Genomic DNA, 26186 nt, shown 5'->3' on the forward strand with positions numbered 1-26186 from the left:
AAGGCGGCATGGGGCCGGGCATCGAGGACCGGCTGAGGGAGCTGCGGGAGCTTAGGAGGCGGGCCCTCGAGGGAGGGGGCCCGGAGAGGGCTAGGAGGCAGCGGGAGAGGGGCAAGCTGCTCGCGAGGGAGAGGATAGAGGCCCTCCTCGACCCCGGCAGCTTCCAGGAGATAGGCTGGCTCGTCTCCACGCGGGGCAGCCTCTTCGGGCTCGATCGCAGCCGTGTCCCCGGCGACGGCGTGGTGGCGGGCCTCGGGAGGATAGGCGGCCGCCCCGTCTACATATTCGCCCAGGACTTCACCGTTATGGGCGGCAGTATAGGCGAGATGCACGCCGAGAAAATAGTCCGGACCATAGAGCTTGCCGTGAAGAGCGGCGTCCCGGTGATAGGGCTCTGGGACTCCGGCGGGGCGAGGATCCAGGAGGGGGTCGCAGCGCTCCACGGCGTCGGGAGGATACTCAACGCGATAGTCCAGGCAAGCGGCGTCGTGCCCCAGATCTCCCTGGTCCTCGGCCCCGCCGCCGGCGGGGCGGCCTACGCCCCAGCCCTCATGGACTTCACCATAGTCGTCGACGGGATAACCTACATGTTCGTGACCGGGCCCGACGTGGTGAGGGAGGTCACGGGCGAGGAGGTGGACTTCGAGAGCCTCGGAGGAGCGAGGGTGCACAGCGGGAGGAGCGGAGTGGCCCACTTCAGGGCGGGCAGCGAGGAGGAGGCCTTCGAGACTACGCGGAGGCTGCTAAGCTACCTCCCCGACAACAACCAGGCCCCCCTCCCCATAGCTGACACGGGCGACCCCGTGGACCGGGAGGACCCGGAGCTGGACGCGATAGTGCCGCCGGACCCGGTGAAGCCCTACGACGTGAGGGAGGTGCTCGCGAGGGTATTCGATACGGGCAGCCTGCTCGAGGTGCAGGCCGAGTGGGGCCCCAGCATAGTGACCGCCTTCGCCAGGCTAGGCGGGATACCCGTCTGCGTCGTCGCCAGCCAGCCCCTGGTAATGAGCGGCGCTATAGACATCGACGCCTCCTGCAAGGCGGCCCGCTTCGTAAGGTTCTGCGACGCCTTCAACCTCCCTATAGTGACGTTCGTAGACGTGCCGGGCTACATGCCGGGGACGAGCCAGGAGCATGGAGGCATAATAAGGCATGGGGCGAAGATGCTCTACGCCTACGCCGAGGCCACTGTGCCCAAGATAACTGTGGTGCTCAGGAAGGCCTACGGCGGCGCCTACATAGCTATGGGGAGCCGCTCTATGGGCGCCGACCTGGTGCTGGCCTGGCCCACCGCCGAGATAGCTGTGCTCGGCGCCGAGGCCGCGGTGAGGATCCTCTACCGCCGCCAGCTGGCGGCCGCCGAGAACCCGGAGGAGCTGCGCCGCAGGCTGACCGAGGAGTACCGCAGGACCTTCCTCAACCCCTACCGGGCGGCCGAGCTAGGCCTCGTAGACGATGTTATAGAGCCCCGGGAGACGAGGAAGAAGCTCTACAACGCCCTATCGGTGCTGCTCGGGAAGAGGGAGCAGAGGCCCCGGAGGAAGCACGGCAACATACCCCTCTAGCCCTCCCCCAGACACTTTATCCTGGCCAGCGGCTCGCCCCGGGCCAGGCCCCGGCCCGGCTCAGCCACCTCCTCTACCACGCCCCTGCAGGGCGAGTGGACCTCGTTAACCATCTTCATCGTCTCCAGGATGACTATCACCTGGCCCTCCTCGACCCGGTCCCCAGGCCTCACCCTCACCTCCACAACCTTCACCGGGAGCTTGGCGCGGAGGACGCCGCCGGCGTCGAGCTGGACCAGCCACTCCTCCCTGCGGCGGCCCCTCTGCGCCCCGGCGGCGTGGCCGCGGGACAGCAGGGAGGGGAGATGGTAACTGCCGTAAGGGGTCTCCAGGACATCCCCCACGAGGCGCGCCCTCACCGTGAGAACGCGGCCGCCGACCTCGAGCCTGGCCTCGTAGACCCCGGGCGCGGTCTCCCGGATCTCAAGCAGCCTAGCTCCAGGGCGGCCAGGGCCATCCATGGCCCGCTACCACCGCTGCCGTGGAGAATGCGGCTGCCGGAGCCCGGGGGCCGGGGAGCCGGGCCACGCCGCGGAGGCCCGAGGCTATAGCTGCTGCCAGGGCCCGCCTCTCGCCGGCCTGGCGGAGGAGCTCGGGGAGCCTCTCCTCCAGGGTGGCGGTGTCGTACTCGCCGTCGGCGAACCAGGGGCTATCGACTACGGCGCGTAGGAGGTCCAGGTTGGTCTCGACGCCCGCTACGACCATGTCGCCGAGCGCCGCCCGGAGCCTCGCCACCGCCTCGCCCCGGTCCATCCCCCGGGCTATCACCTTGGCGAGCAGGGTGTCGTAGCGGCTCGAGACCGGGACGCCCTCGGCTATCCCCGAGTCCACCCGTATCCCGGGGCCCCTAGGCTCCCGGTACCTCGTGACCACGCCCTCGGATGCCTGGAACCCTGCCCAGGGGTCCTCCGCGTAGACGCGGGCCTCCACCGCCCAGCCGTGGAGCCTCACATCCCGCTGGCTTATGGGGAGCCGGGAGCCCGCCGCAACCAGGAGCTGCATCTTCACCATATCCACTCCGGTGACCTCCTCGGTCACCCCGTGCTCGACCTGGAGCCTCGTGTTGGCCTCTATGAAGTAGGCCTCGCCCCTGCCGTCGACCACGAACTCTATGGTGCCGGCGCTGGTGTAGCCCGCGTGCTCCGCGAGCCGGAGCGCGTAGTCTATGAGCCTCTCCCGCAGCCCCCGGCGCCTCTCCGCCAGCGGGCTCGGGGCCTCCTCCACCACCTTCTGGCGGCGGCGCTGGAGGCTGCACTCCCTCTCGTATAGGTGGAGCAGCGCGCCGTCCTCGTCGCCGAGGACCTGGACCTCGATGTGCCGGGGCCTCTCGAGGTAGCGCTCCACGTAGACCTCGCCGGCGCCGCCGAAGCCGAGCTCGGCCTCCAGCGAGACGAGCCTGTAGAGCCGGGCCGCCTCCCCGGGCCGCCTGGCCACCCTCATCCCTCTGCCGCCGCCGGCCCGCGACGCCTTGATCACCACGGGGTAGCCGAGCCTCCTGGCGCACTCCTCGGCCTGCCGGGGGCTCCGGGCCCTGCACCAGGGAAGGGTCGGCACGCCGAGCTTCTCCGCCAGCTGCTTGGCGCCCGTCTTGTCGCCCAGCATCCTCATGGCCTTGGGGCTTGGCCCGGCCCATGAGATGCCAGCGCTGAGCACCTTCTCGGCGAACTCGGGGCTCTCGGAGAGGAAGCCATAGCCCGGGTGGAGCACGTCCGCGCCAGCCTTCACCGCCGCCTCTATTATCGAGTCGGGGTCGGTGTAGCTCCTAACCGGGAGCGCGAGCACGCCGGCGGCGACGTGAGGGCTGGCGCGGTCGTCCTCCTCGTAGATCGTGACGGGCTCCCAGCCGAGCTCCCTGGCGGCGCGGGCGACGCGGATGGCAACCTCGCCGCGGGCTGCTATGAGCACCCTCTTAGCCACGGCGCCGGCACCCTTGCGGCTGGATTCTTCACAACCGAGCGAGGGCTCCCAATACTTAAAAATATAAAGCTTAAGGCGGCTGGCGAAACCGGTGTACGGCGGCAGTCGTAGATAAGGCTTATATACGGGGGGCTGGGAAGAGTGGTGCTCCACGTCATCCTCACACACCTCCCCATAGAGGTCTACGACGCCCTCCCCTCCACCATGGACGCTGAGCCCCCCGGGCTCCCCGGCGTTGTAGCAGCGCTCACGCAGACAAGGGGGAGAGGGCGCACAGGGGCCTGGCTAAGCCCCCGTGGGGGAGCATGGCTGACCATAAGCCTCCCCGCCGGCGCTGCCGCGGGCCCCCGGCTGCCCGTGGCCGTGGGCGGCTGCCTGGCCGCGCGGCTTGAGAACCTAGCCGGCGCCGGGCCCGGCTCCATAGAGGTGAAGTGGCCCAACGACCTCTACACGTACCGGGGCAAGCTCGCCGGGGTGCTCGTGGAGGAGAGGGGCGGAGCGCTGAGGATAGGGGTGGGGGTCAACGTGTACAACGAGGCCCCCAGGGGCGCCGCGAGGCTCGCGGACCTGGGCTACCGGGGCCCCCTGGCCGAGGTATACCTGGCCGTTGTGGAGGCGGTGCTCGATGCCGCCCGGGACCCGGGCCGCTGCCTCGGGGAGGCCCGGGAGAGGGACGTGCTCCGGGACGCATGGGTCGAGGTGGAGACCCCCTGGGGCCCGGCGGCAGGGGTGGCGAGGGGGATCACGGGCACCGGGGCCCTGCTCCTGGAGACCACCCACGGCCTCCGCGAGGTCTACTGCTGCCGGGTGCTAGGCTGGAGCAGGGACGGCAAACCCCATCGCCGCGGTATTAGCCGGGTGTAGACGGGGCCGGAGCAGCCCTGCCCCCGCACGAGGGTGATAACTGTAGTAGAGGGGTGCGTGGGCGGTGATCCTCTCCGACCGCGACATATACTGGTACCTGGATAAGGGGCTGCTGCGCATCGAGCCGCTCTCGGAGGATACTGTCAGGGAGAATGGTGTGGACCTGAGGCTGGGCGGTGAGGTCTGCAGGTTCCGGGGGGACGCGCCGACGCTGGACACCCGGGGGGAGATCGACCCCAGCGCCTACTACGACTGCAGGAAGGTGGACCCCGACCACGGCTTCGTCGTGGCGCCGGGGGAGCATGTGCTGGCGACCACGCTGGAGGAGGTGTGCCTCCCCGACGACCTCGTCGGCCTCGTGAACGTGAGGAGCACGTTCGCACGCCTGGGGCTCTTCGTGCCGCCCACCGTGATAGACGCGGGGTTCTGCGGCCAGGTCACCGTCGAGATAGTGGGCGGCGGGTTCCCCGTCAAGCTCTACCCCGGCCACCGCTTCCTACACGTAGTCTTCGTGAAGACCACCAGCCCCGTGGCCAGGCCCTACAGGGGCAAGTACCAGGGCCAGCGCGGCGTAACACCACCCAAGATGGATTAGAGAGGTTTACGCGCACGGGGCTCGCCTGGAGCCGCCCCCGGCGAGCCGCAAGCACGCAAAGCATGTCGCGCAGTATTGTGGCAAGCTCCTCGCCGGCGCCAAGGTAGTCTAGAAGCTGCTTAGAGTCCAGGAACTCGTGGTAGAAGTTGGCGGGAGCTGCTCCAGAGCCTCGAAGAGGCCACGAGCAGGCCGGGTCCTGCCATAGAGGCTCTCATAGAGCGTGGCCAGCCTCGTCTTTACGAGCATCTTGGCCTCCTGGTGGCGCCGCAGGGCCTGCCGCCAAGGAGCAGCGATATCATGGAGAGCATGGTAAGCACCATGGACCATGGTAGCTCGCCTGCCCTCACAAGCCGCCTCCGGTTTTTAGCTCCCCGTATTGGATGTAGCGTCTGCGCAGCGGCTTCTCGTAGAGAGCCGGCGTGTCTACGAGGCTCGTAGAGCAACCCCGGCGAGCAGGAACCTGCTCTTAAGAGACGGTATCCTTCCGTCCTCGGCTACGTATCTCTCGAACACGTTAACTCTATAACCCATAAGCTGTTTCTCTCACCAGCGCCACCTATGGATATACAGCCTGGATCCATGTTGAGCTCTCTAAGCTTCTCCTTAAGCCTCTTAACGACGTCGGCGGCATTCCTTACCGGCTCCGCCTCTGGCAGGCCCCCTTGGCACACACTGGTGGGAACTGCCCTATAAAGACATTAAACTTCGGCCCTTCTGGAAGCCGTCGGCAAAACACGCCGAGGGTAGTAGTCTAAATAAACCCCGGCCCGGAGCTCCGCGATACTCTAACACGGGCTTGGGCGGGGCCGTCGTCTAGCTTGGTAGGATGCCAGCCTGGGGACGCACCCCGCCGCCCCCGGCGCGGGGGCGGGCGCCAGAGCGCTGGTGGTCCCGGGTTCAAATCCCGGCGGCCCCACCATTCTCTCCGGGGAGTCCCCCGGCCTTACAGGGCCCAGCGTTCCCCGGAAAGCACAGCGGCCTAGGAGACTTCACAAGACACTTCACAATCACACCACGTAGTACTCCGGACTTTCCTAACCCTTCTCTATGGGCTGCCGGCGATTACACACCTCGTGCAGTACACTACCGAGGCGATAGTGGCGGAGGTGCGTGCCTAGCCCGCTTCCCCAGGCGCCTCCATCCCCCCGTACTCTAGCCCCTAGGCAGGCGTGGAGAGCTCCAGGACCCGGTGGCCCTCCTCCCGGAGCAGCTCGGCCACCTCGTCCAGGCTCCGGTCCACGATCCTTGAGCGCCGGTACCTGCCCCTAGCGAGGGCCTCCGCCGCGCTGGCCCCCAGGAGGCGTTGGAGCAGCCTCGCTGGCCTCTGGGCCTGGGGCCCCGGCCCGGGCTCGGAGAGTGGTGCCGGCGGGTGCACGAGGAGGCCTCTCCCCGTCACCGCCGCCGGCCTGTCCCCCGGCCGGAGCAGGTGGGGGCTGTGGCGCAGCTCCGGATGCCTCTGGAGTATCGCGGCCCAGCCCTGCTCTGAGGCGTCGAGGATCTCCCGGACCTCTAGCAGGCCCACCAGGTAGACCCCCGCCCTGCCCTCGGCGGCTGCGCGGCGGAAGGCGCGGCGTATCTCCCCCAGGCTCCTGGGCCTGCTCCAGAAGCCCTCAGCGTACACGGCGAGCCCCGCTATGAAGCCGATTACGTCGCCCCTCCCCAGCCGCCGGGGCAGCCTGCCCCGGGGCGCGGGGTAGTCGGTGTAGAAGCCGAGGTCCAGCCGGGGATCGTTGTGGAGCAGCCACCAGGCGTCGCTGGGGAGGAAGCCTGCCAGGGGGTCTCCCAGTGCACTGGTCCCTGGCGAGCCAGGGGAGGGTGTCGGGGCTCGCCCTCTCCGCTAGGGTCTCGGGCACCGGGATGAGGGTTGCGCAGCCCAGGTCCCGGTGGAGTGGGGAGTAGTAGCCTCCCCCGGGCAGGCTGCCGGTGTCCAGGAATACGCGGAGGAGCAGAAGCCTCCCAGCCACCCCGGGCCGGCCCCAGGGGGCCCCGGGGAGGGCCTAATCTACTTAATAGAGCCCCGGCGCCCAGGCTCCTTAGGATACCAATCAGGGGCGTGTAGGCGTAGGCAAGGGTTGAAGGGTGAGGCTGCCCTGGCGAAGAAGAGGAGGAAAGGCGGCGGGGAGGAAAGCAGGAAGGAGATCCCCCTGCCCAGCAAGGAGGAGGGCACCATACTCTGCGTCGTGGTGAGGGTGCTGGGCGCCGACCACCTGCTGATACGCTGCCAGGACGGCGTGGAGAGGAAGGCGAGGATCCCGGGCAGCCTAAGGCGCCGCATGTGGATGAGGGAGGGCGACATAGTGCTGGCGGCGCCCTGGGACTTCAAGCCCGACCGGGCTGACGTGGTGTACCGCTACACTAAGGAGGAGCTGAGGAAGCTGGTCGAGAAGGGCCTGGTGCCCCAGGAGCTGCTCGAACTGTCCGAGGAGCTGGCATAGAAGCCTGGAGCAGGGGAGCAGTGTTTTTACCCAAGGGGGGCCTCGGCCTTCAGGAGATACCTCATCCCCTCCCTGCTCCTGGAGGCTGTGCCTCCACTGGAGGGTCGGCTATCCTGGCCCTCCTCACGCCCGATGGGGGCTAGGGCTGGGGCGGCTCCCAGAGCTGCGTCATACGGGTCCTGCGCAGCCTGAACATTGTGCGCTCCAGGAACCTGTATACTGTGCTGTGCTGCCTGCCCTGGATAAGCATCTCTATAGCCTGCTTGGCTATGTTCGCCGTCTCGAAGTCCCCTATAATCGCCACGTAATTGCCGTAGACCGATATGTATGTGCCGGTCATCTCCTCTATGGTCTTCCTGGCCTTCCCCTTCTCCCCTATAATCCTCCCCTTGACCCTCTGGAGGTGGTTGGGTGCATCGCCTACGTACTGCTTGAGGTCTATGACTACGAGCACCTGGTCGTCCTCGAGGAGCCTCATAGCCTTCTCCGGGCTGAATCCGTATGCTATGGCGCGCACCACCTCCTGGGCCTTCATAACCATGTAGGGCGGCACGTCCGGCGCCTCGGGCTCGATGATGACCATGCCGGTGCTGCTGTCAACCGTTATCTTCGTCCGGGTCCTCCTCATCACCTCCGTCTTGACCCTACCGCCCTCCCCTATGAACACCCCTATCCGGTCCGGGGGTAGCCGCGCGTAGAGCCTCAGGAGGCCTGGCGCTGCCCTTGCCCCCTGTCCTCCCTCCTCTCCTTCCCGGGGCACTGTGTCCTGCATGCTACCACCCGCCTAACCAGCTCCTCTGGCTCGGGCAGCTCCACTCCTAGCTGGAGGGCGAAGAACCTGTATATGTTCTCTATGTCATGGCGCAGGAAGTCCTGGGCGTTAGGGTGCTCCAGCGACACAGCCTGCGCCACGTCTATCACGTAGAGCCGGTCGTCGAAGTAGACTAGGTTGTACTCGCTGTAGTCCGCGTGGACAAGCCTGGCACAGCAGTAGATCCTCATGTACTGCTCCAGCGCCTCCCGCGCGAGCCTCTCGGCCAGCTCCGCGTCCAGCTCGTGCCTTATCTCGTGCAGCGTGGGCGCCCTCAGCCCCCCGCGGCCCAGGAACTCCATCACGATAATGTTCTGGTACACCAGGTAGGGCCTGGGGACTCGGACCCCGGCTTCGTACATCCTCCGGAGGTTCCGGTACTCCTTCCGGGCCCAGGCAAAGAACAGCTTCTTCGTGTTACTGGTATCCACGTTCTCGAACCTGGGGTCGCCGAGCAGGTATTTCTGGATGCTCTTCCTAAACTCCGCTGTGACCGTGAGATATATCTTTACAGCGTACTCGCGCCCATCCCGGCCCACTGCGCGGTAGACCCGGGCCTCCTTGCCAGCGCTCAGCACGCCTGCAAACCGGTCGAGCCGGAGCCTCCTCATGACCTCGTAGGCTGCTAGCAGCGTCTGCCGGTCCCAGACCTCCTCCACGGTCTCGAAGAGGTCCTTATCCTTCAGCCGCTTGTACCGCCTACCACCCAGCCCAGCAACACCCCTCTCCACCAGCCAGCTGCAGGCCCGGCACCCGCCAGAGACGCCCGCGGGGGATACTGGTGGTGCAGCCCCTCCTATCCCTTACCATGCATGAGCGGAAGAAGAGTGGAGCACCCTGGGGGGCGCAGAGTAGGAAAAAGGGGGGCTAGAGGTCCAGCGGCCACTGGCCCCACTCCTCCTAGGACTTGGCTGCTGCCAGCTGCTCCTGCCTGGGCTTCTCCGGGGCCAGTAGCACGTAGAAGAGGTACACTAGTGCGATCGCCAGCGCCGATAGGAATACTACAGTCATAGTTACCACTCCCTTATCGACGGCCATGCTGTTGGTAACCTCTTGTAGGCTGAAGTACTTCTCGATGCCCATGCTGGCGAGTATGCTCTTCACCGTGGGCCCATCGTCTAGCAGCACCACAGAGTTCACAGCCTCGACAACCCTGGGCAGGGCCTCCTTGAGCACCTGTATGCCGAACTGCGGCAGAGCCGACACCGGCACCCTGCCGGTCAGCACGTCGGGCCAGACCGCTATGAAGAACGGGTACTGGCTGAACGCGTTGAGGTACTCGCCCGCCAGTATGGTGAGCAAGCCCAGTATGCCGCCGAGCAGCAGGAACCTGGCCTTGCCGGGGCTCATCCTGCCAGCGGCCAGCGCGGGTATAGCGACAGCCAGGGCTATCAGCTGTATGCTGGCAAACACCATCTTAAGCACGAAGAGCCAGGACATGTTGTAGTAGACCTTGCCGTCAGCAGTCTTCCAGCCGAGGCTGGCGAACACGTTGTTGAACTTATAGGGTACGTTCTGCAGGGATACAGCGTACCAGACGCCGAAGAGGGCTGTTATAACCAGCGCTATTATGGCGGGGGTGGCTGTCATCCTCGCCACGCGGAGCGCGGCCCTCCTCTCCTCCTCGCTCTTGGCGCGGAAGAACGCCTTGTAGGCGTATGCGCCCGCCACAACGCTTAGGGTGGCAGCGAACGCCGCTGCTATGCTCTTCAGGTAGAGCGGCCAGTAGGTCGGGTTCTTGGTCAGGGCGGCGCCGACGTCGAGGTAGAACTTGTTGTGCACCGGGTCGTAGCCGAGGCCGGCCGGGATGTTGAGGAATGCGAAGACGGCGCGGAACCCTAGGGGTATTAGAAGCGCCGAGATGCCGAGCAGCAGGCCTATGAAGTGGTGAGCGGCCCTGCTCCAGCGGTCCCAGCCGTACCAGAAGGCTGCTATGCTGAAGAAGTGCAGTATTATCGCGAGTATCGCTATGCCGAAGGGTATCAGCGTTATATGGCCGGCCAAGCCCAGGAACTTGGGGTAGTAGCTCAGCAGGAACACTGTATACGCTGTGCCGAAGACGCCCGCGACACCGTATGTGGCGGCGTAGAACTTCATGAGCTCCCTCGCCGGCCCCTCCAGCTCCTTTTCGCCCCGGTCAGCCCTCCACTTCAGGTAGGGCACCAGCCAGGCCAGCCCGATACCAAGGTTAACCATCACTATGTGGGCTCCGAACATTATTGCCAGGAAGGCTGGCGCTATCCCTACCATCCCATCTCCCCTCTCCATGGCTACACACTTATCTAGCATATTTAGGGTGTTAAAAAATATACGTTAGAGGCTCAATGCATAGAGCAGCTACAGCAAGTAGTAAAAAGAAGAGTGAGCGTCAAGGGCTGGTGAGGCGCTAGGCCGTGAACTTCTCCGGCTTGCCGGGCAGCCAGAGTATCCTGTATACCGCGTACACCAGGGCACCAAGCATTATGAGGAAGTAGGCAGCCACTAGGCCCAGCTCCCATGCCGGCGGCGGGTTGGCCGTGCCGGCAACGTCGACAGTCATCATTCCGTATATGCTCCACGGCTTGCGGCCAACCTCCCTGACAACCCAGCCCATGGTGCTCACCAGCTGCGCCACGGCGGCAGCCACTATGGCGGAGGCTAGCAGCGTCCTCGGGTACTTGCCGCGTATACGCAGTATGTTGAGCAGCGCGTCCGCGAAGCCCCAGCGGTCGCGCAGCACCACCAGGGTCATGAGGGCTGCGTAGAGGCCGAGCAGTATCCCTAGCCCTACCTTGGCGTAGTAGATGTAGTGGATCATTATCGGCGGCCTGCAGTCCTGCACCGGCGGCGTGTTTGCCAGCTTACAGATGCAGTAGTCCCTGGGTATCTTGTCGTAGTCGGGCAGCTTAGCGTTCATAGAGCCGTAGGCTATAAGCGGCATTATCTTATCAGTGCCTAGTAGCCTTGAGAGGCTCAGTATGTGCTGGCTGGTACCCTCCATGGCGGCGAACTTCTCGGGGTTGTACTCGGCCACCGCCTCACCCATTAGGTGGCCCGCTATGAAGCCCTGGTAGACTATCGCTATCAGCGTGAATATTGTGGCGAACTTGAAGGCCTTCTCGACGTAGCGGCGGTACCTGGGGTCAGCGTTCTCCGGCATCCTTAGAAGCCGGAGGGCGTAGGCAGCCATCACGGTGAAGCCGGACACCGTGAGGCCGGCGCCCAGGGTATGGGCTATGCTTGCCAGGTACACAGGGCTCTTGAAGGTTATGGACATGTAGCCTACACGCCTTACAGTGGTCATCACTATGTAGTCTAGGACATTGAACACCGGCACCTGCAGCAGCGTCTTGACCGGATCACTGCCGGAGGCTAGCAGGTTGCTGCTCGGCAGGCCTAGGTGCTCGGCGAGCTGACGGAGCTGCTCTGGGGACAGCTGCTCCACAGCCTTCACGTTGACGAAGCCGCCCTTGACGAGTATGCTGTCCTTGAGCGCCACCCCGGTGAAGGCCTCGCGCACTAGCTGCTGCACGACCCTAACCGGTATCGCCACCTTATAGGAGTCGCCTGCGTCGCCGAGCACCTCGACGCCAGCGGCCGCCAGCTTCTTTATGTCAAGTAGCTTGGCCACATCCTTGGGCAGGTAGATGGCCAGCTTCGGGTAGCCCTGGCTGTAGAGGTAGGTGCCGTCAGGCTCGTAGGCGGGTAGTATGCCGGTGGGCGCCACCATGAAGCTGTTCACGCTGATAATCATGCTGGCGCTGTACCAGGCGCCGAGGAAGCCGAAGAATGCCACCACCGCTAGAGCCTTTGGAGATATCCTATTCCAGCCGTACCATAGCATGTAGAGGAATATTACCTCCATCATGAAGGCGAATATCTCCATATATAGCGGGAAGTAGATGTAGCGGCCCGCCGCCTCCGTCAGGTTGGGCCACAGCAGCACTAGGCCAAACTCGCTGGCGGTGCCCGTGGCAGCGCCTACGGCGAACACTAGTATGAAGCCCTTGGCTAGGGTCCTGGCTAGCCTCATCCAGTCCTCGTCGCGGCTCCGCAGGTAGAGCAGCAGCGCCAGGAACGTCATGAATGGCAGGCCGAGCACGTACTGCAGTATATCCCAGTGGAAGTCGACACCAATGAATGACAGTAGCCTCATACCGGGCAGAGGGTACCCGGACCAGTATGCAACGCCTGCCATGGCCGCAGCCCCTCCTCATACCGCTCCCTTTTCTCCAATGCACCATTTACGTACGAAAAGTCTTGGTTGCCCTATTTTAAACATAACCGTTACTTGTACTATGATAGAGTAGAATCGTGTATTATGCTTGTTGAAACGCCACGCGAAGCCGCTCTATCAAACATGTTATTGTACATAATTTTCCAAAACGCCCGGCTCACAGCATCACCCTGTACACGTTAGAAGGTGAGCCTCTCCCCCGGGGGCCTCCAGAGAGGCGTCCCGGCACTAGAAGGGGGCAGTAGAGGCCTAGGACAGCACCCTAGGGCCTCCCGGGCCTGGGCAAGGAGCCCGGGGCTAGAGGGGCAGGGGTGAGGAAAACAGATACCCTAGCGGAAGGGGGTTAGAGCACCATGCGCTTGAGCTCCCTGGCGAGCCTCTCGTAGCGCCTTATATCCTCCGGCGTTAGGCTGGGCTGCACAGCCTTCAGCGCCTTCTCGAAGTGCTCCATCCTCACCACCGTGGATAATGGCTTAGCGCCCTTCCGGAAGGCCTCCCTCACCGCTATCATTGCCGCCTCGCGGCAGACTGCCTCGAGGTCTGCGCCGGTGTAGCCCTCGGTCTTCTCCGCTATCTTCTCTAGGTCTACGTCTTCTGCTAGTGGCATCTTCCTGGTGTGTATCCTGAGTATCTCGAGCCTGGCCTTCCGGTCCGGCGGCGGCACGTAGATCAGCCTGTCGAACCTGCCGGGCCGCAGGAGGGCCGGGTCGAGTATATCCGGCCTGTTCGTGGCGGCTATCACAACCACGTTGCTGAGCGGCACTATGCCATCCATCTCTGTCAGCAGCTGGTTCACAATCCTGTCGGTGACCCCGCTGGTGTCATGCCTCATGCCGCGGGCCGGCGCTATCGCGTCTATCTCGTCGAAGAAGACTATTGTCGGGGCTACCTGGCGAGCGCGGCGGAAGATCTGACGTATCGCTTTCTCGCTCTCGCCCACCCATTTGCTGAGCACCTCTGGGCCCCTCACGGCGATGAAGTTCGCACCGCTCTCCGTCGCGGCCGCCTTAGCGAGTAGCGTCTTACCGGTGCCGGGCGGGCCGAAGAGCAGCACACCCTTAGGCGGCGTTATCCCCATGCGCCGGAAGACGTCGGGGTACTTGAGCGGCCACTCCACAGCCTCGCGGAGCTGCTGCTTAACATCCTCAAGCCCACCGATATCCCCCCAGTGGACCTCCGGAACCTCGATGTAGATCTCCCTTATGAGGCTGGGCTGTATATACCTCATAGCCTCGAGGAAGTCCGCCATAGTCACCTTGAGCTCCTTGAGGACCTCGGCTGGTATCGGCTTGTTGAGGTCTATCTTACCGCTCTTAATGAACCTCCTCAGGGCGCTCATAGCGGCCTCCTTGGCCAGCGCCGCTAGGTCCGCGCCGGTGTAGCCATGGGTCATCTCCGCGATCTTGTCGAGGTCCACGTCCTCGGCCAGCGGCATGTTGCGGACGTGTACCTGGAGTATCTCCTTCCTGGCCCTCTTGTCGGGCGGCCTTATCTCTATCTCGCGGTCGAAGCGGCCTGGGCGGCGGAGGGCTGGGTCGAGCGCCTCGGGCCTGTTGGTTGCGCCTATCACTATCACTCTGCCGCGGCTCTTGAGCCCGTCCATCAGGGTTAGTAGCTGCGCCACTACCCTCTTCTCCACCTCGCCTGTTACCTCCTCGCGGCGCGGCGCTATCGCGTCTATCTCGTCTATGAATATGATGCTCGGCGCGTTCTTCTCGGCCTCCTCGAAGATCTCGCGGAGCCTCTGCTCGCTCTCGCCATAGTACTTGCTCATTATCTCCGGCCCGTTGATGGCTATGAAGTAGGCGCCTATCTCGTTGGCCAGGGCCTTAGCTAGCAGCGTCTTACCGGTGCCGGGCGGGCCGTAGAGGAGGATGCCCTTGGGCGGCTCTATGCCCAGGTGCTTGAACAGCTCCGGGTGCTTCATCGGCAGCTCTACTATCTCCCTTATCTTCTCCTTGGCTTCCTCGAGGTCTCCTATGTCCTCCCAGGTCACCCTGGGTATGCCGCGGCGGAGCCTCTCCTCCTTCACCGGCTCCTCTCTTATCTCCAAGTCAGTCTGCTCCGTTATGTAGACGAACTGGGCTGGCTGGGTTGCAACCACCACTAGCCTGAGGCCGCTGCCCAGCACCGGGACGATGATGGTCTCCCCGCGGGCCACCGGCTTCCTTATCAGGTACTCCTTTACGTACTCGACGAAGTCTCTGCTGAACCTTATCGGCTCGGTGGGGGCGAGCACTACCCTGGTTGCGGGCTGCACGTTGGCTGCCTTCCTAACCGTGACCGTATCGCCTATGCTGGCGCCGATTGCCTCTCTGATGAAGCCGTCTATCCTTATCATGTTTGAGTCGCCCTCGCCCGGGTGGAGGGGCCAGACCTGCGCCACCGCGACGCCCTTGGGGCCCTCGATCTCGATGAAGTCGCCTACCTCTACGCCGAGCTTAGCCATGGCCTCCCTGCTTATCCTCGCTATCTTCCTCCCCACGTCCCTGCTCCTGGCCTCGGCGACGCGGAGCTGTATCTCGGACGCCATTACTCTACGCACCCGTGGTATGGGAAGGATGAACCTAGGGTTATATAGTGGTGGCTCTGGCCACGGCCCCCTAGGGCGCCCGGGGGCTTGGAGGACCAGTACGAGGCGTGCCTGGGCCTGGGTGAGGCGCTCCGGGTAACCGCCAGGCTCCTCTGCAGGCTGGCCAGGCTGTCGGGGCTCTGCGACCTGGCGGAGGGGGCTGAGCCGCCGCTGGAGGAGGCGGCGCTGCTCCTAGAGGAGGCGGGGGTGGAGCCCCCGGAGCCCCTGCCCAGGCTGGCCTCAAGCTGCAGGGGTGTGGCCAGCCTCCTGCTCCTCCTGGAGGCAGCTGCCCAGCGCGCCGGCCTAGCCCCTCCCACCGCCACATAGCTGATAGGAGCCGCCGCCGGCCCTATCAGCCCCCGGGGGCGGGGTGCCAGCCCGGAGGAGCCCTGAGCCTTGACAGCTCCCCGCGGCCGGGGCGGAGAGCCTTGCCTGCTCTACGCGGCCTCACCCATCCATAGCAGGGAGTTCCTCGAGGGGCTCCGGGCCAGCACATCCTCCATGGGTGCCTCGGGGCTGCGCGACCTCGGCGTGGCCGCCTCCCCGGAGGAGGCGGCGGAGAAGCTGCGGGGCTGCGGCTCCGCGGCCATAGTGGTCTCGACGGGGGGCACCGAGCACATAGTCCTCGAGGGGCTCCGGGCGCTCAGGGGCCCCGCGCTCCTGGTAGCTCATCCCTATGCGAACAGCCTGCCAGCGCTCCTCGAGGTCTACCCGCTGGCCCGCCGCCTCGGGGCCTCGGCGGTGTTCCTCCCGAGCCTCGACCCCCGCGACCAGCGCGCGAGGAGGAGGCTGGAGCAGGGCCTAGCCGGGCTCCGGGCAGCCTCCAGGCTCCGGGGGAGCAGGCTAGGCCTCGTGGGAGAGCCCAGCCCCTGGCTTGTCTACAGCAGGGTTGAGCCAGGGAGGCTCCGGGAGAGGCTCGGCGTGGAGCTGGTGGAGGTCCCGCTGGAGGAGCTCTACAGGGAGTTCGAGGAGGCGGAGCCCGGCGGGGAGCTGCTCGAGAGGATCCTGGGGGGCGCCGCGGCCGTCGAGGTGCCGAGGGAGGAGGTGGCCAGGGCCCTCCGGGTCTACGAGGCGCTCCGCAGGATTGTCGAGAGGAGGAGGCTCGACGCCTTCACGATAGAGTGCTTCGAGATCATACCCCGGCTGAAGACGACGGCATGTCTCGCCCTCTCCCTGTTCAACGACAGCGGGGTGGTGGCGGGCTGCGAGGGCGACGTGCCCACGACGGTGGCCATGATGCTTGCCAGCTGGGCCTCGGGCAGGCCCGGGTTCATGGCCAACCCCGCCGCCATAGATGGGGGCCGGGTGCTTCTAGCCCACTGCACCGCCGCTAGGAGCCTCGGCCCAGCCTACATGCTGAGGACCCACTTCGAGACCGGCATGGGGGTGGGCGTCGCGGTGACCATGCCCCGGGGGAGCACGGTGACCCTCGCCAGGCTAGACCCGGGGCTTGAGCTCCTCCGGGTGGCCCGCGGCACCGTGATGGAGGGGGAGCCGCGGAGCAAGCTCCACTGCCGGACCCAGGTCTGGGTGAGGCTAGAGGGCGACGCGGAAAGGCTCCTCCGCGAGAGCATAGGCAACCACTATGTGATGGTGCCCGGGGACTGGGTCGACGCCCTGACGGCCGCGGCAGAGATGCTCGGGGTGAGGGTGGACAGGCTCTAAGCCCCGGGGCGGCTCCCAGCGTTTAACCCCCAGGCCGCCTCATGGGTAGCCCGGTGCAGCGTAACCTTGGCTAAGCGCAGAGTAGTCATAATGGGCGCTGGCGGCCGCGACTTCCACGTATTCAACACAGTGTTCCGCGACAACCCCGGCTACGAGGTCGTCGCCTTCACCGCCGCCCAGATACCTGGGATCGAGTGGCGCCGCTACCCTCCCAGTCTCGCCGGCCACCGCTACCCCCACGGGATCCCCATCTACCCTGAGAAGCTCCTCCCGGAGATAGTGAGGGAGCAGGCGGTCGACGAGGTGGTCCTAGCCTATAGCGACCTCACCTACGAGGAGCTGGGCCACCTGCTGAGCCTGGCCCTCTCGACGGGGGCGAGCTTCCGCATAGTAGGGCCCCGCGATACCATGCTCGCCAGCTACAAGCCGGTGATAGCCGTCACCGCCGTGAAGACCGGTGCTGGTAAGAGCACGCTCTCCAGAGCCCTGGTCCGGGAGATAAAGTCCAGGCAGCTGGCACCCGTGGTAGTGAGGCACCCGATGGCGTACGGGGACCTCGAGGCCCGGAAGCTCATAGTGATAGTGGAGCCCGAGGACCTCTCCAAGTACCCCCTGACGGTCGAGGAGAGGGAGGAGTTCGAGCCATACCTCGACCTCGAGACACCGGTGCTAGCCGGCATAGACTATGGCCCCGTGCTAAGGGAGGCGGAGCGGCTCGGCGACGTGATAGTATGGGACGGGGGCAACAACGACTGGCCCTTCATACGGCCCGACCTCTGGGTCGTGGTGGCCGACGCCCTCCGGCCGGGGATGGAGTACTCCACATTCCCCGGAGAGGTCAACGTGAGGATGGCAGAGATAGCCGTGATAACCAAGGCAAGCGAGGCCGGGGAGGACAACGTGAAGAAGGTGAGGGAGAACCTGACCCGCATAAACCCGAGGCTCGAGATAGCCGTAGCCGATCTGGTGGTTAACGTCGACAAGCCAGACCTCGTCGAGGGCAGGCGGGTCGTGGTGGTCGAGGACTCGCCCACCGTAACCCACGGCGGAGCCCCCTACGGGGCCGGCTACGTCGCCGCCAGGAAGCTCGGCGCCAAGATCATCGACCCCAGGCCCTACGCAACCGGCGTGATAAAGGAGATGTATAGGCGGTACCCCCACATTGGCCCGGTGGTTCCCTCGACAGGGTACACCAGGGAGCAGCTCCGGAGCCTGGAGGAGACGCTCAACAGCGTCCCAGCCGACGCCATAGTGGTCGCGAGCCCGGCTAGGATAGAGAGTATGTTGAGCCTCAACAAGCCGGTGGCCAGGGTGAGCTACGAGATAAAGGTGCTGGAGGGCCCGACCCCCAGGGACATGATAGACCGGCTGCTCGAGCGCCACCCGGTCCCGGAGGCCTAGCCCGAGGCCCTAATGGACATCCTTTAAATAGCGCCGGAGCCGGCTACACCTCAACCCTGGGGTCGGCATTGGCCGAGGCTGCCAGCGTTATCAACAAGTTTCTCCAGGCCGTGGCCGAGGCCGAGGAGAAGCTTAAGAAGATAGAGGAGGAGCTGGGCGGCGACGCCGCCAGGCTCCTGGCCAAGGCGGATGAGATGGCGCGTAGCCTGGCCGAGGAGACGGACAAGATTATTGAGGAGTACCGGAGGAGACTGGAGAAGGAGCTCGAGAAGGAGCTGGAGAGGCTGGAGAAGGAGTACCGTGAGAGGGAGGAGCGGGAGCTTAGCAGCCTCCGGGATAGGATCGAGAGGAACCGGGAGAGGGCTGTCGAGGAGGCACTAAACCTGCTTGCAAGGGTGGTGCGTGGTTGAGGCTCAGCTACGAAGGTCTTGGCGCTGAGTATCTCTACTCCAAGGCTATGGTCGGGAAGACCCTCAGCTACGAGGACGACCTCCGGGCGCTCCTGGCCCAGTACACTGGGGACGAGGCCACCCTCGAGCTCTTCCGGGCCACGAAGCTGGCCCGCTACCTCCCCCCGGCAGGGGAGAGGCTGGAGCCCGGTGCGGTAGAGAGGGCCGCCCTCCGCTACTACATGGATGCACTCGAGACGCTGAGGGGCAGAACCCCCGGCTACTCGGAGGCGGTCTACCACGCCTACCGCCTCGTGGTAGTGGCCCGCGACGTGGAGCTTATAGCCAGGAGGAGGCTGCAGGGCGAGGCCCCTCCCTCCCCGGGCGAGCTCATCCACCCCGAGGCGCCGGAGACGGCGGCCGCGCGCCGGCAGGCGGAGGAGGGCGCGGACCCCGCGGCGGTGCTAGCGGCGGCGGGGATGAGCGAGGCCGCCAAGCTTCTCCAGCGCGCGAGGGACGCCAAGCTTCTCAGCGTGGCGGTGGAGCTAGAGCTGCTCCAGGCATTCAACAGGGCGAGGAGGGCCGTTAGGACGGAGGCTGGGAGGGAGATAGTAGGCGCCCGGCAGGACATCTACGCCGCCCGCGCCGCCGCCACGCTCGTGGCGGCGAGCATCGACAAGAGCACTGTCTCGCTCTACACAAGCGTGCTCGACACCTACAAGCTCCCCAGGAGGAAGCTCATAGACGCGATAGAGGCCAGCGACGCGGAATCCGTGGAGAACATACTCCTAGAGGCTGCGGGCACCGGGCCCAGCGAGGGCCTATCAGCCCTGGAGGCCTTCATAGCCAGCAGGCGCAGGGAGAACAGGGCGAGCGCCAAGACCATCTTCATCAGGGAGCCCCTCTCCCTCGACGTGGTCGCGGGGTTCGCCGAGCTCTTCCTCCTCGACGCCGAGGACGCCATAGCCATAGCCCTGGCGGGCTACAGCAGGCAGCCCAAGAGCATAGTGACGGGCCTCCTTTCCTTCTAGGACTTCCCTTCCCCTGCCGGGGATCCGCGCGCCTTTAGAGACTGCCCCCAGCCCCCTATCGGCAGGGGCCCGGGCGCCTCCCCCACCTCCTGGGAGAAAAGGGCGGCCTCCTCCTGCCACCCTGTAGATAAAAAGGGGCTGGGCCCAGGGCCGGGAGATGCCTCCTTTGGCCCTCCCGCGGCCTCTCTACTCAACCACCAGCCTCACGTTCTCCGGCAGCTTCACTGGCGTGTAGGGCCTGCCGCCGTCGAGGTAGAACTTGCTGAACATCTCGTAGAAGTGGAGCCTCAGCGAGTGCGCGTAGGCAACCAGCGCCTCTAGGCCTATCACTAGTATGTTGCCGAAGATGTAGGCTATACCGCCTAGTACCGGGCCGCCGACCACCGCTAGTATAGCAAAGCCGAACATGAGGCCGCTGTGGGCCAGCATTAGGCCCATTATTCGCATGAAGGATGCCGTGTTGCCTATAGCCATGAGCAGTATGTCGAAGGCCTCCACTATACCGTTCATAACCCTCTCCCCCGCGGAGCCGTGGCCGAAGAGCGCCGGCGCCGCCAGCGCCAGCAGGAGGCCTATGGTAACCATCAGCCTCGCCGCCATGCCCAGGCTCGTCTTAGGCACGAGGGCCAGGCCTGCATCGTAGAGCACCGATCCAGCCCTCTCCAGCGGGGTAGCCCCATGACCCACGGCACCGCCTACAAGGAAGACTACCGCTATACCGGTGAACACTAGGGCCTTGCCGAGGCCCACTGCGGTTATCTCCTTGTCGCCTATCAACACGCCGTTGGCCACAGAGACCCAGGAGGATAGCGCCATCAGCAGGGCTCCAAGCGCCACCGAGAGGTAGATTGCATTGTATATGAGCAGCGTGGCCTCTCCGGCCAGGTTCTCGCCCGCCGTCCCCGCCGCCAGCTCCTCGGCGAAGGGGTGTAGCGGGCTGGCCAGCGGCGGGTGGCCATGCCATATGGCGTTCAGCCAGCCGGCTACTGCCGGCAGGGGGCCGAAGAACTCGCCGGCGAGGAAGCCGGTGGCCATGGCTACCGCGCCGAACAGCATGAGTAGTCGGCCATTGTTCCTATCACCCATCTTCCTGTAGAAGAGGTAGTAGCCGGCCAGCAGCAGGACGAGGCCGTGACCCATGTCGGGGAACATGAGGCCATAGACTAGGGGCAGCGTGAAGGCCATCAGCACCGCTGGCACGAACTCGCGGGGCCTCGGGTACCCGGCCATCTCGAGTAGGCTGGCGAAGGGTGCCAGCTTCTCGCTAACCCTGAAGTAGCTCGGGGGCAGCTTCTCCCCGGCCTCTCCTCCGTGGCCCCTGCTTCCCCCGGTCTCCTCGTACACCAGGGCCGTGTAGCCCCCGCCCAGGCTGGCGAGGGCCTCCTCGAGGTCTCCCTCCCTCCCGGGGGCGATGTACCCGTTGATCACGGCGAGCAGCCTGGTTATACGGGTGGCCTCGAGGAGGCTGAGCAGCCTCTTGGCAGCCTCAACCTTTACGAGCGCCTCCCGGATCCTGGGGGCGTGGCGCCGGAGAGCCAGGGGCAGTTCCTCCAGCTCCCTGCGCACCCTGCTTATGGCCTCGGCGGGGATTCTCGGCAGGCCCTCGGGCACCTCTAGGGGCACTGCCCTGCTCCGGAGAGCGGCCTTGCCGACCTCCGCCTCAAGCCATGTGGGGTAGGCGACCACAACCGTCTCCATTCCCTCCTCTATCCCGGTGGCATGGAGGCCTGCTATGGCTCCGATTGCCTCAAGGTCGGCTATGAAGCCCGCCACTGAGCCCCGGGGGACGCGGTAGACCTTGGCCCGTATGTAGCTGTTCCTCTTCAACGCCTCGATATCGATGTTTATGAAGCTGTAGGCCTCCAGCGCGGCCAGCATCTCGGCCAGCTCGGACTCGGGGTTCCGGAGCTGGGAGAGCCTCTCCACAAGCGACTCCACGTCCCTCACAGCTCTGTCTATCTCGCCTAGGAGCCTAGAGAGCCCGATGTCGGCCTCACGGCTGATCTTGAGAACCTGCTCCCCCTCGGCGGCGCCCGCCCCAGCCTCCTCAGCGGCGCGCAGGAGCTCGAGGAGCCGCTGCGCCAGCGACTCCAGCTCGCTGCGCAGGTGGCGTAGGGTCTGCGAGAGCGCCCCCTCCGCCTCGAGGGGCTCCGGGTGGAGGCAGCCGCACTCGGCCAGCAGCTTGAGGGTGTCGGCTAGCGCCTCCCTAGCCACTATCACCGACACCGGGCTGGTGGGCTGGGCTATGAGCGTGGACGCGGCCATGCAGCCTCACCGCGGCCGGCGCGCTACCCTTCCTCCCGCCGGCCCTCAGCGTTACTGCAATATTTAAATATCATAGTTCTGCCCCTGGGCCCAGGAGGCCGAGTCTTGGCGGCAAGGCGTGTGGTGGTTGTAGCCGACACCTACACGGTCTACGCCTTCCGCCTCCTAGGGGTGGAGGGCTATAGCGTGAACTCGCCCCGCGAAGCCGCCAGGGTTGTCGAGAGCCTCATACCCCGCGAGGACGTGGGCCTCGTCCTGCTCTCGGCCGAGTACTTTGACGAGGCGAGGGAGGCTGTGGATAGGTTCCGCCGCGCCCGCAGCGACGCGGTGATAGCCCGGCTCCCCACGGTCCGCGAGCCGGGCAGGCCCATGGATGTTCAGAGGGAGCTTCTCAGGGCACTAGGCATGGGGTGAGCCTGCGATGGCTGCGCGCATCCGGCTGATAGGCAGCCCGGAGAAGCTCGTCGACGAGGTTATTGAGAGGGCTAGGAGGAACGCCGAGGCCAGGATGAACGAGGCGCTGGAGGCAGCTAGGAAGATACTCGACAAGGCCTTCGAGGAGAGCCTTAGCCGGCTGGAGGAGGAGCTGAGGAGGAGCGCGAGGAGCGCGAGCGAGAGACTGGAGTCATTCGCCGCGCGCCACGAGGTGGAGCTCCGGAAGAAGATAGCGAAGCTGCGCGCCGAGGCTGTAGAGGAGGCGCTGAGGCAGGCCCTCGAGAAGCTGCGCAGCACTGTGGGCGAGGAGGAGTATACCGGCTTCCTAGCCAGGCTGCTCGAGGAGGCTGCCAGGAGACTCGCCGCCGAGTATAGGGAGCTGGTGGTGGTGCCGGCGGGGCCTGACAGGGAGGCGGTGAAGAGGGCGGTGAAGAGGGCGCGGCTCCCCGGCGGGGTCAAGGCGTCCCTGGCGGACGAGACCGTGGAGGGTATAGGCGGCTTCATAATACGCGCCCGGGGCGGCCCCTCGCTGGATTACCGGCTGGACGTGGTGCTCTCAACGGCAGTAGAGGAGGCTAGGTCCAGGATTGCCAGCATTCTTTTTGAAGAGTAGAGCTTAACGCAGTCTCTCCCACCCCGGGAGTCGTGGGTGCAGGGGAGGAGCCTAGCCACACTAGTCTAGAAGGGAGGATGAGCAGTATGCCCGTGAAGGGTAGGATTATCCGCGTGGCCGGCCCCCTCGTGGTAGCCGAGGGCATGCAGGGCGTGCAGATGTACGAGATGGTCGAGGTAGGCGAGGAGAGGCTCGTAGGCGAGGTCAACAGGATAGTGGGTGACAAGGCCTACATCCAGGTCTACGAGACCACCACCGGCATCAAGCCGGGCGAGCCCGTCTACGGCACCGGGGCCCCTCTAAGCGTGGAACTCGGCCCCGGGCTTATAGGCAGGATATATGACGGCATCCAGAGGCCCCTCGACGCTATAAGGGATCAGACGAAGAGCATATTCATACGTAGAGGCGTCAAGGTCCCCGCCCTCGACCGTGGCAGGAAATGGAGCTTCAAGCCTTCCGGGCTCAGGCCGGGCGACAAGGTGTCCGGCGGGGACGTGCTGGGCGAGGTCCCCGAGACTTCTCTCGTCACACACCGCGTCCTCGTGCCGCCGGGAGTGCATGGCGTGCTCCGCTGGATAGCCTCGGAGGGCGAGTACACGGTAGAGGACACTATAGCCGAGGTGGAGGCGGGCGACGACAGGAAGTTTGAAATCAAGCTATACCACCGCTGGCCCGTCCGCAGGCCCAGGCCTGTAGTGGAGAAAATGGATCCCGTGGAGCCGCTGATCACGGGCCTCCGCGTTATAGACACCATGTTCCCCATGGCTAAAGGCGGTACCGGCGCCATACCTGGGCCCTTCGGCAGCGGGAAGACCGTGACCCTCCAGAGCCTGGCGAAGTGGAGCTCCGCGAAGATAGTCATCTACATAGGCTGCGGCGAGCGCGGCAACGAGATGACCGAGGTGCTGGAGACCTTCCCAGAGCTGCAGGACCCCTGGACGGGCAAGCCCATGATGGAGCGCACTATACTGATAGCCAACACTAGCAACATGCCTGTCGCGGCTAGGGAGGCCAGCATCTATACCGGCATAACCATGGCTGAGTACTATAGAGACATGGGCTACGACGTGCTCCTAGTAGCTGACTCCACCAGCCGTTGGGCGGAGGCACTCCGCGAGATAGCAGGCCGCCTCGAGGAGATGCCCGCCGAGGAGGGCTACCCGAGCTACCTGGCCTCCAGGCTGGCAGAGTTCTACAGCCGTGCTGGCCGCGTCCGCGTCCCCGGCAAGCCGGAGCGCGTGGGCAGCGTGACGGTGGTCGGGGCCGTCTCGCCGCCCGGCGGCGACTTCACCGAGCCCGTTACCGCTAACACTAAGAGGTTCATCCGTGTCTTCTGGGCGCTAGACGCCAAGCTGGCCTACAGCAGGCACTACCCGGCTATAAACTGGCTACTCAGCTACTCCGCCTACGTCGAGACCGTGGCCAAGTGGTGGCACGAGAACATTAGCCCCAAGTGGCTGGAGTACCGCAACACCGCCTACGAGCTGCTGCTCCGCGAGGACGAGCTGAGGGAGATAGTGAGGCTCGTCGGCACTGAGGGCCTCAGCGAGAAGGACAAGCTGGTGCTCGAGGTAGCTAGGATCATAAGGGAGGGCTTCCTCCAGCAGAACGCGTTCGACAAGATAGACGCGTTCGCAACACCGCAGAAGCAGTGGAAGCAGCTGGAGACTATAATAGACTTCTACAAGGCCGCCCTCGACGCCCTCGACCACGGCATGACCGTGAAGGAGATACGCGAGAAGCTCGCAGACAAGATACGCGAGTTCATAATGGCTAGGTTCAACGTGCCCAACGACAGGCTGGAGGAGCTTGACAGGATAAAGCAGGAGCTGCTCAAGGGCCTGGAGGAGCTTATGGAGCAGCGCGGCTCCCTGGCCGCGGCCCCCACAGCCTAGGTTTTCGGCCCCCACACGTACCCGTGACCGAGCCATAGGCTGCGTGGTGGCAAGAGCCTTGGCGGTGGCCCCCGAGTCGAGAGTTATACGCGAGTATGAGAGTATACGTGAGATACGTGGCCCCCTACTCATAGTCGAGGGTATAAGCGACGCGGCCTACGACGAGATAGTGGAGGTGGAGCTGCCCAGCGGGGAGAGGAGGCGCGGCCGCGTACTCGAGACTGGGAGGGGCTACGCCGTAGTCCAGGTGTTTGAAGGCACTACCGGCATCAGCTTGACCGGGACCAAGGTAAGGTTCCTCGCCAGGACCCTCGAGGTCAAGGTCTCGGACGAGATGCTGGGCAGGGTATTCAACGGGCTAGGCGACCCGATCGACGGCGGCCCGCCGATAACCAGCGGCGTGTGGCGCGACATCAACGGCGACCCGCTCAACCCGGCGGCCCGCGCCTACCCGGAGGACTTCATCCAGACCGGCATCTCCGCCATAGACGGTATGAACACGATGGTCCGCGGGCAGAAGCTGCCCCTCTTCAGCGGCGCCGGCCTCCCCCACAACAAGCTAGCCGTGCAGATAGCTAGGCAGGCCACGGTCCGCACGGGCGAGGAGTTTGCAGTAGTCTTCGCAGCCATAGGCGTGATGCACGATGACGCCCTCTTCTTCAAGAAGTTCTTCGAGGAGACCGGCGCTATAAAGAGGGCGGCGCTCTTCATAAACCTAGCCGATGAGCCCGCCTCGGTCAGGCTGATAACCCCGCGCATAGCGCTCACCCTCGCCGAGCACCTGGCCTTCGACCTGGGCATGCACGTGCTGGTGATACTCACCGATATGACGAACTACGCTGAGGCGCTCCGCGAGATCAGCGCCGCCCGCGAGGAGGTGCCGGGCCGCCAGGGCTACCCCGGCTACATGTACAGCGACCTGGCGAGCATCTACGAGAGGGCTGGCCGCGCCCACGGGAGGAAGGGCAGCATAACGCAGATGCCCATACTCACGATGCCTAACGACGATATAACACACCCGATACCCGACCTGACCGGCTACATAACTGAGGGCCAGATAGTGCTGAGTCGCGAGCTCTACAACCGCGGCATTTACCCGCCGATAAACGTGCTGATGAGCCTCTCCAGGCTGATGAAGGAGGGCATAGGTCCCGGTAAGACTAGGGAGGACCACGCTAATGTCTCCGACCAGCTATACGCAGCCTACAGCCGCGCCGTGGAGCTGAGGAGCCTCGCAGCGATAGTGGGCGAGGAGAGCCTCAGCGAGGTGGACCGCAAGTACCTGAGGTTCGCGGAGGCGTTCGAGCAGAGGTTCCTCAAGCAGGGCTTCTACGAGAACCGGAGCATAGAGGAGACGCTCGACATAGCATGGGAGGTGCTCTCGATACTCCCGGAGAGCGAGCTCTACAGGATCAAGGACGAGTTCATACGCAAGTACCACCCCAAGTACAGGAAGAAGGCGGGCGAGCAGGCCAAGGAGGAGGGCTGAGCCCAGCACCCCGGGGTGTAGCAGGCCT

At 65.0% G+C, this 26186-nt stretch carries 23 protein-coding genes and 1 tRNA gene; 14 read left to right on the forward strand and 10 right to left on the reverse strand.

What is annotated here, in order from left to right; all coding sequences use genetic code 11:
- Nucleotides 1-8: 8 nt before the first annotated feature.
- Entirely contained in the window at nucleotides 9-1565 is a 1557-nt protein-coding gene (locus CF15_RS05145; RefSeq protein WP_058370831.1) for an acyl-CoA carboxylase subunit beta, read from the forward strand.
- Here the strand turns inward: CF15_RS05145 and CF15_RS05150 are convergent.
- The gene (locus tag CF15_RS05150) at nucleotides 1562-2026 is read right to left on the reverse strand and encodes an acyl-CoA carboxylase biotin carboxyl carrier protein subunit (RefSeq protein WP_058370832.1); all 465 of its coding nucleotides are present in this window, start codon (nucleotides 2024-2026) and stop codon (nucleotides 1562-1564) included. The two genes, CF15_RS05145 and CF15_RS05150, sit on opposite strands and share 4 nt — an antisense overlap.
- Nucleotides 1998-3482, reverse strand: a complete 1485-nt coding sequence (locus CF15_RS05155) for an acetyl-CoA carboxylase biotin carboxylase subunit (RefSeq protein ID WP_058370833.1) — start codon at nucleotides 3480-3482, stop codon at nucleotides 1998-2000. Before CF15_RS05155 ends, CF15_RS05150 begins: the two co-directional genes overlap by 29 nt.
- 141 nt (nucleotides 3483-3623) lie before the next feature.
- Here CF15_RS05155 and CF15_RS05160 point away from each other — a divergent pair, with 141 nt between their 5' ends.
- Nucleotides 3624-4346 (forward strand): biotin--[acetyl-CoA-carboxylase] ligase, encoded by a 723-nt coding sequence (locus tag CF15_RS05160; RefSeq protein ID WP_058370834.1) that lies wholly within the window; start codon nucleotides 3624-3626, stop codon nucleotides 4344-4346.
- Between the two features lie 64 nt (nucleotides 4347-4410).
- Complete coding sequence (gene dcd, locus CF15_RS05165; protein ID WP_058370835.1) at nucleotides 4411-4941, forward strand: dCTP deaminase; 531 nt, start codon at nucleotides 4411-4413, stop codon at nucleotides 4939-4941.
- A gap of 108 nt (nucleotides 4942-5049) precedes the next feature.
- On the opposite strand, the gene CF15_RS05170 is transcribed toward dcd, so the two are convergent.
- A complete protein-coding gene (locus CF15_RS05170) occupies nucleotides 5050-5268 on the reverse strand; it encodes a hypothetical protein (RefSeq protein ID WP_058370836.1) in 219 nt (72 codons plus the stop codon).
- A 475-nt stretch (nucleotides 5269-5743) separates the two neighbouring features.
- On the opposite strand from CF15_RS05170, the gene CF15_RS05175 reads away from it, so the two are divergent.
- Nucleotides 5744-5860 (forward strand) — tRNA-Pro (locus CF15_RS05175).
- Nucleotides 5861-6100: 240 nt separating this feature from the next.
- Here CF15_RS05175 and CF15_RS05180 read toward each other — a convergent pair.
- Nucleotides 6101-6562, reverse strand: coding sequence for a hypothetical protein (locus CF15_RS05180; RefSeq protein ID WP_058370837.1), 462 nt, complete (start codon nucleotides 6560-6562; stop codon nucleotides 6101-6103).
- Between the two features lie 469 nt (nucleotides 6563-7031).
- Here CF15_RS05180 and CF15_RS05185 point away from each other — a divergent pair, with 469 nt between their 5' ends.
- Nucleotides 7032-7376: a translation initiation factor aIF-1A gene (locus CF15_RS05185; RefSeq protein WP_058371408.1), complete on the forward strand. Its 345-nt coding sequence runs from the start codon at nucleotides 7032-7034 to the stop codon at nucleotides 7374-7376.
- Between the two features lie 139 nt (nucleotides 7377-7515).
- On the opposite strand, the gene CF15_RS05190 is transcribed toward CF15_RS05185, so the two are convergent.
- The 5 genes from CF15_RS05190 to CF15_RS05210 form a co-directional block, all read right to left on the reverse strand.
- Entirely contained in the window at nucleotides 7516-8148 is a 633-nt protein-coding gene (locus tag CF15_RS05190) for a KH domain-containing protein (RefSeq protein ID WP_058370838.1), read from the reverse strand.
- Nucleotides 8079-8918, reverse strand: a complete 840-nt coding sequence (locus tag CF15_RS05195; protein WP_236698141.1) for a serine protein kinase RIO — start codon at nucleotides 8916-8918, stop codon at nucleotides 8079-8081. The genes CF15_RS05190 and CF15_RS05195 overlap by 70 nt, the downstream gene beginning before the upstream one ends.
- 169 nt (nucleotides 8919-9087) lie before the next feature.
- Nucleotides 9088-10437, reverse strand: coding sequence for a cytochrome ubiquinol oxidase subunit I (locus CF15_RS05200; RefSeq protein ID WP_058370840.1), 1350 nt, complete (start codon nucleotides 10435-10437; stop codon nucleotides 9088-9090).
- Between the two features lie 136 nt (nucleotides 10438-10573).
- Nucleotides 10574-12322 (reverse strand): cytochrome ubiquinol oxidase subunit I, encoded by a 1749-nt coding sequence (locus CF15_RS05205; RefSeq protein WP_236698142.1) that lies wholly within the window; start codon nucleotides 12320-12322, stop codon nucleotides 10574-10576.
- A gap of 424 nt (nucleotides 12323-12746) precedes the next feature.
- Nucleotides 12747-14936 carry a CDC48 family AAA ATPase gene (locus CF15_RS05210; protein WP_058370842.1) on the reverse strand — a complete coding sequence of 730 codons (2190 nt, stop codon included), beginning with the start codon at nucleotides 14934-14936 and terminating at the stop codon, nucleotides 12747-12749.
- Nucleotides 14937-15023: 87 nt separating this feature from the next.
- On the opposite strand from CF15_RS05210, the gene CF15_RS05215 reads away from it, so the two are divergent.
- The 5 genes from CF15_RS05215 to CF15_RS05235 all read left to right on the forward strand — a co-directional run bounded on the left by CF15_RS05215 (nucleotide 15024) and on the right by CF15_RS05235 (nucleotide 19461).
- A complete protein-coding gene (locus CF15_RS05215) occupies nucleotides 15024-15302 on the forward strand; it encodes a hypothetical protein (protein WP_058370843.1) in 279 nt (92 codons plus the stop codon).
- 69 nt (nucleotides 15303-15371) lie between these two features.
- Entirely contained in the window at nucleotides 15372-16640 is a 1269-nt protein-coding gene (locus tag CF15_RS05220) for a hypothetical protein (RefSeq protein WP_058370844.1), read from the forward strand.
- Nucleotides 16641-16730: 90 nt separating this feature from the next.
- Nucleotides 16731-18041 carry a cyclic 2,3-diphosphoglycerate synthase gene (locus CF15_RS05225; RefSeq protein ID WP_058371409.1) on the forward strand — a complete coding sequence of 437 codons (1311 nt, stop codon included), beginning with the start codon at nucleotides 16731-16733 and terminating at the stop codon, nucleotides 18039-18041.
- A 68-nt stretch (nucleotides 18042-18109) separates the two neighbouring features.
- Nucleotides 18110-18451, forward strand: a complete 342-nt coding sequence (locus CF15_RS05230) for a hypothetical protein (protein WP_058370845.1) — start codon at nucleotides 18110-18112, stop codon at nucleotides 18449-18451.
- A complete protein-coding gene (locus CF15_RS05235; RefSeq protein WP_058370846.1) occupies nucleotides 18448-19461 on the forward strand; it encodes a V-type ATPase subunit in 1014 nt (337 codons plus the stop codon). The genes CF15_RS05230 and CF15_RS05235 overlap by 4 nt, the downstream gene beginning before the upstream one ends.
- A gap of 186 nt (nucleotides 19462-19647) precedes the next feature.
- Here CF15_RS05235 and CF15_RS05240 read toward each other — a convergent pair whose 3' ends face one another.
- Nucleotides 19648-21726 carry a V-type ATP synthase subunit I gene (locus CF15_RS05240; RefSeq protein ID WP_058370847.1) on the reverse strand — a complete coding sequence of 693 codons (2079 nt, stop codon included), beginning with the start codon at nucleotides 21724-21726 and terminating at the stop codon, nucleotides 19648-19650.
- A 105-nt stretch (nucleotides 21727-21831) separates the two neighbouring features.
- Between CF15_RS05240 and CF15_RS05245 the strand changes: the two genes are divergently transcribed.
- From CF15_RS05245 to CF15_RS05260, 4 genes are all read left to right on the forward strand, one after another.
- Entirely contained in the window at nucleotides 21832-22140 is a 309-nt protein-coding gene (locus CF15_RS05245; RefSeq protein WP_058370848.1) for a V-type ATP synthase subunit F, read from the forward strand.
- A gap of 7 nt (nucleotides 22141-22147) precedes the next feature.
- Nucleotides 22148-22774: a V-type ATP synthase subunit E gene (locus CF15_RS05250; protein ID WP_058370849.1), complete on the forward strand. Its 627-nt coding sequence runs from the start codon at nucleotides 22148-22150 to the stop codon at nucleotides 22772-22774.
- A gap of 86 nt (nucleotides 22775-22860) precedes the next feature.
- Nucleotides 22861-24669 carry an ATP synthase subunit A gene (locus tag CF15_RS05255; RefSeq protein ID WP_058370850.1) on the forward strand — a complete coding sequence of 603 codons (1809 nt, stop codon included), beginning with the start codon at nucleotides 22861-22863 and terminating at the stop codon, nucleotides 24667-24669.
- Between the two features lie 64 nt (nucleotides 24670-24733).
- Complete coding sequence (locus tag CF15_RS05260; protein ID WP_201783113.1) at nucleotides 24734-26158, forward strand: V-type ATP synthase subunit B; 1425 nt, start codon at nucleotides 24734-24736, stop codon at nucleotides 26156-26158.
- Nucleotides 26159-26186 lie beyond the last annotated feature (28 nt).

The sequence above is a fragment of the Pyrodictium occultum genome (assembly GCF_001462395.1).
Lineage (GTDB): Archaea > Thermoproteota > Thermoprotei_A > Sulfolobales > Pyrodictiaceae > Pyrodictium > Pyrodictium occultum.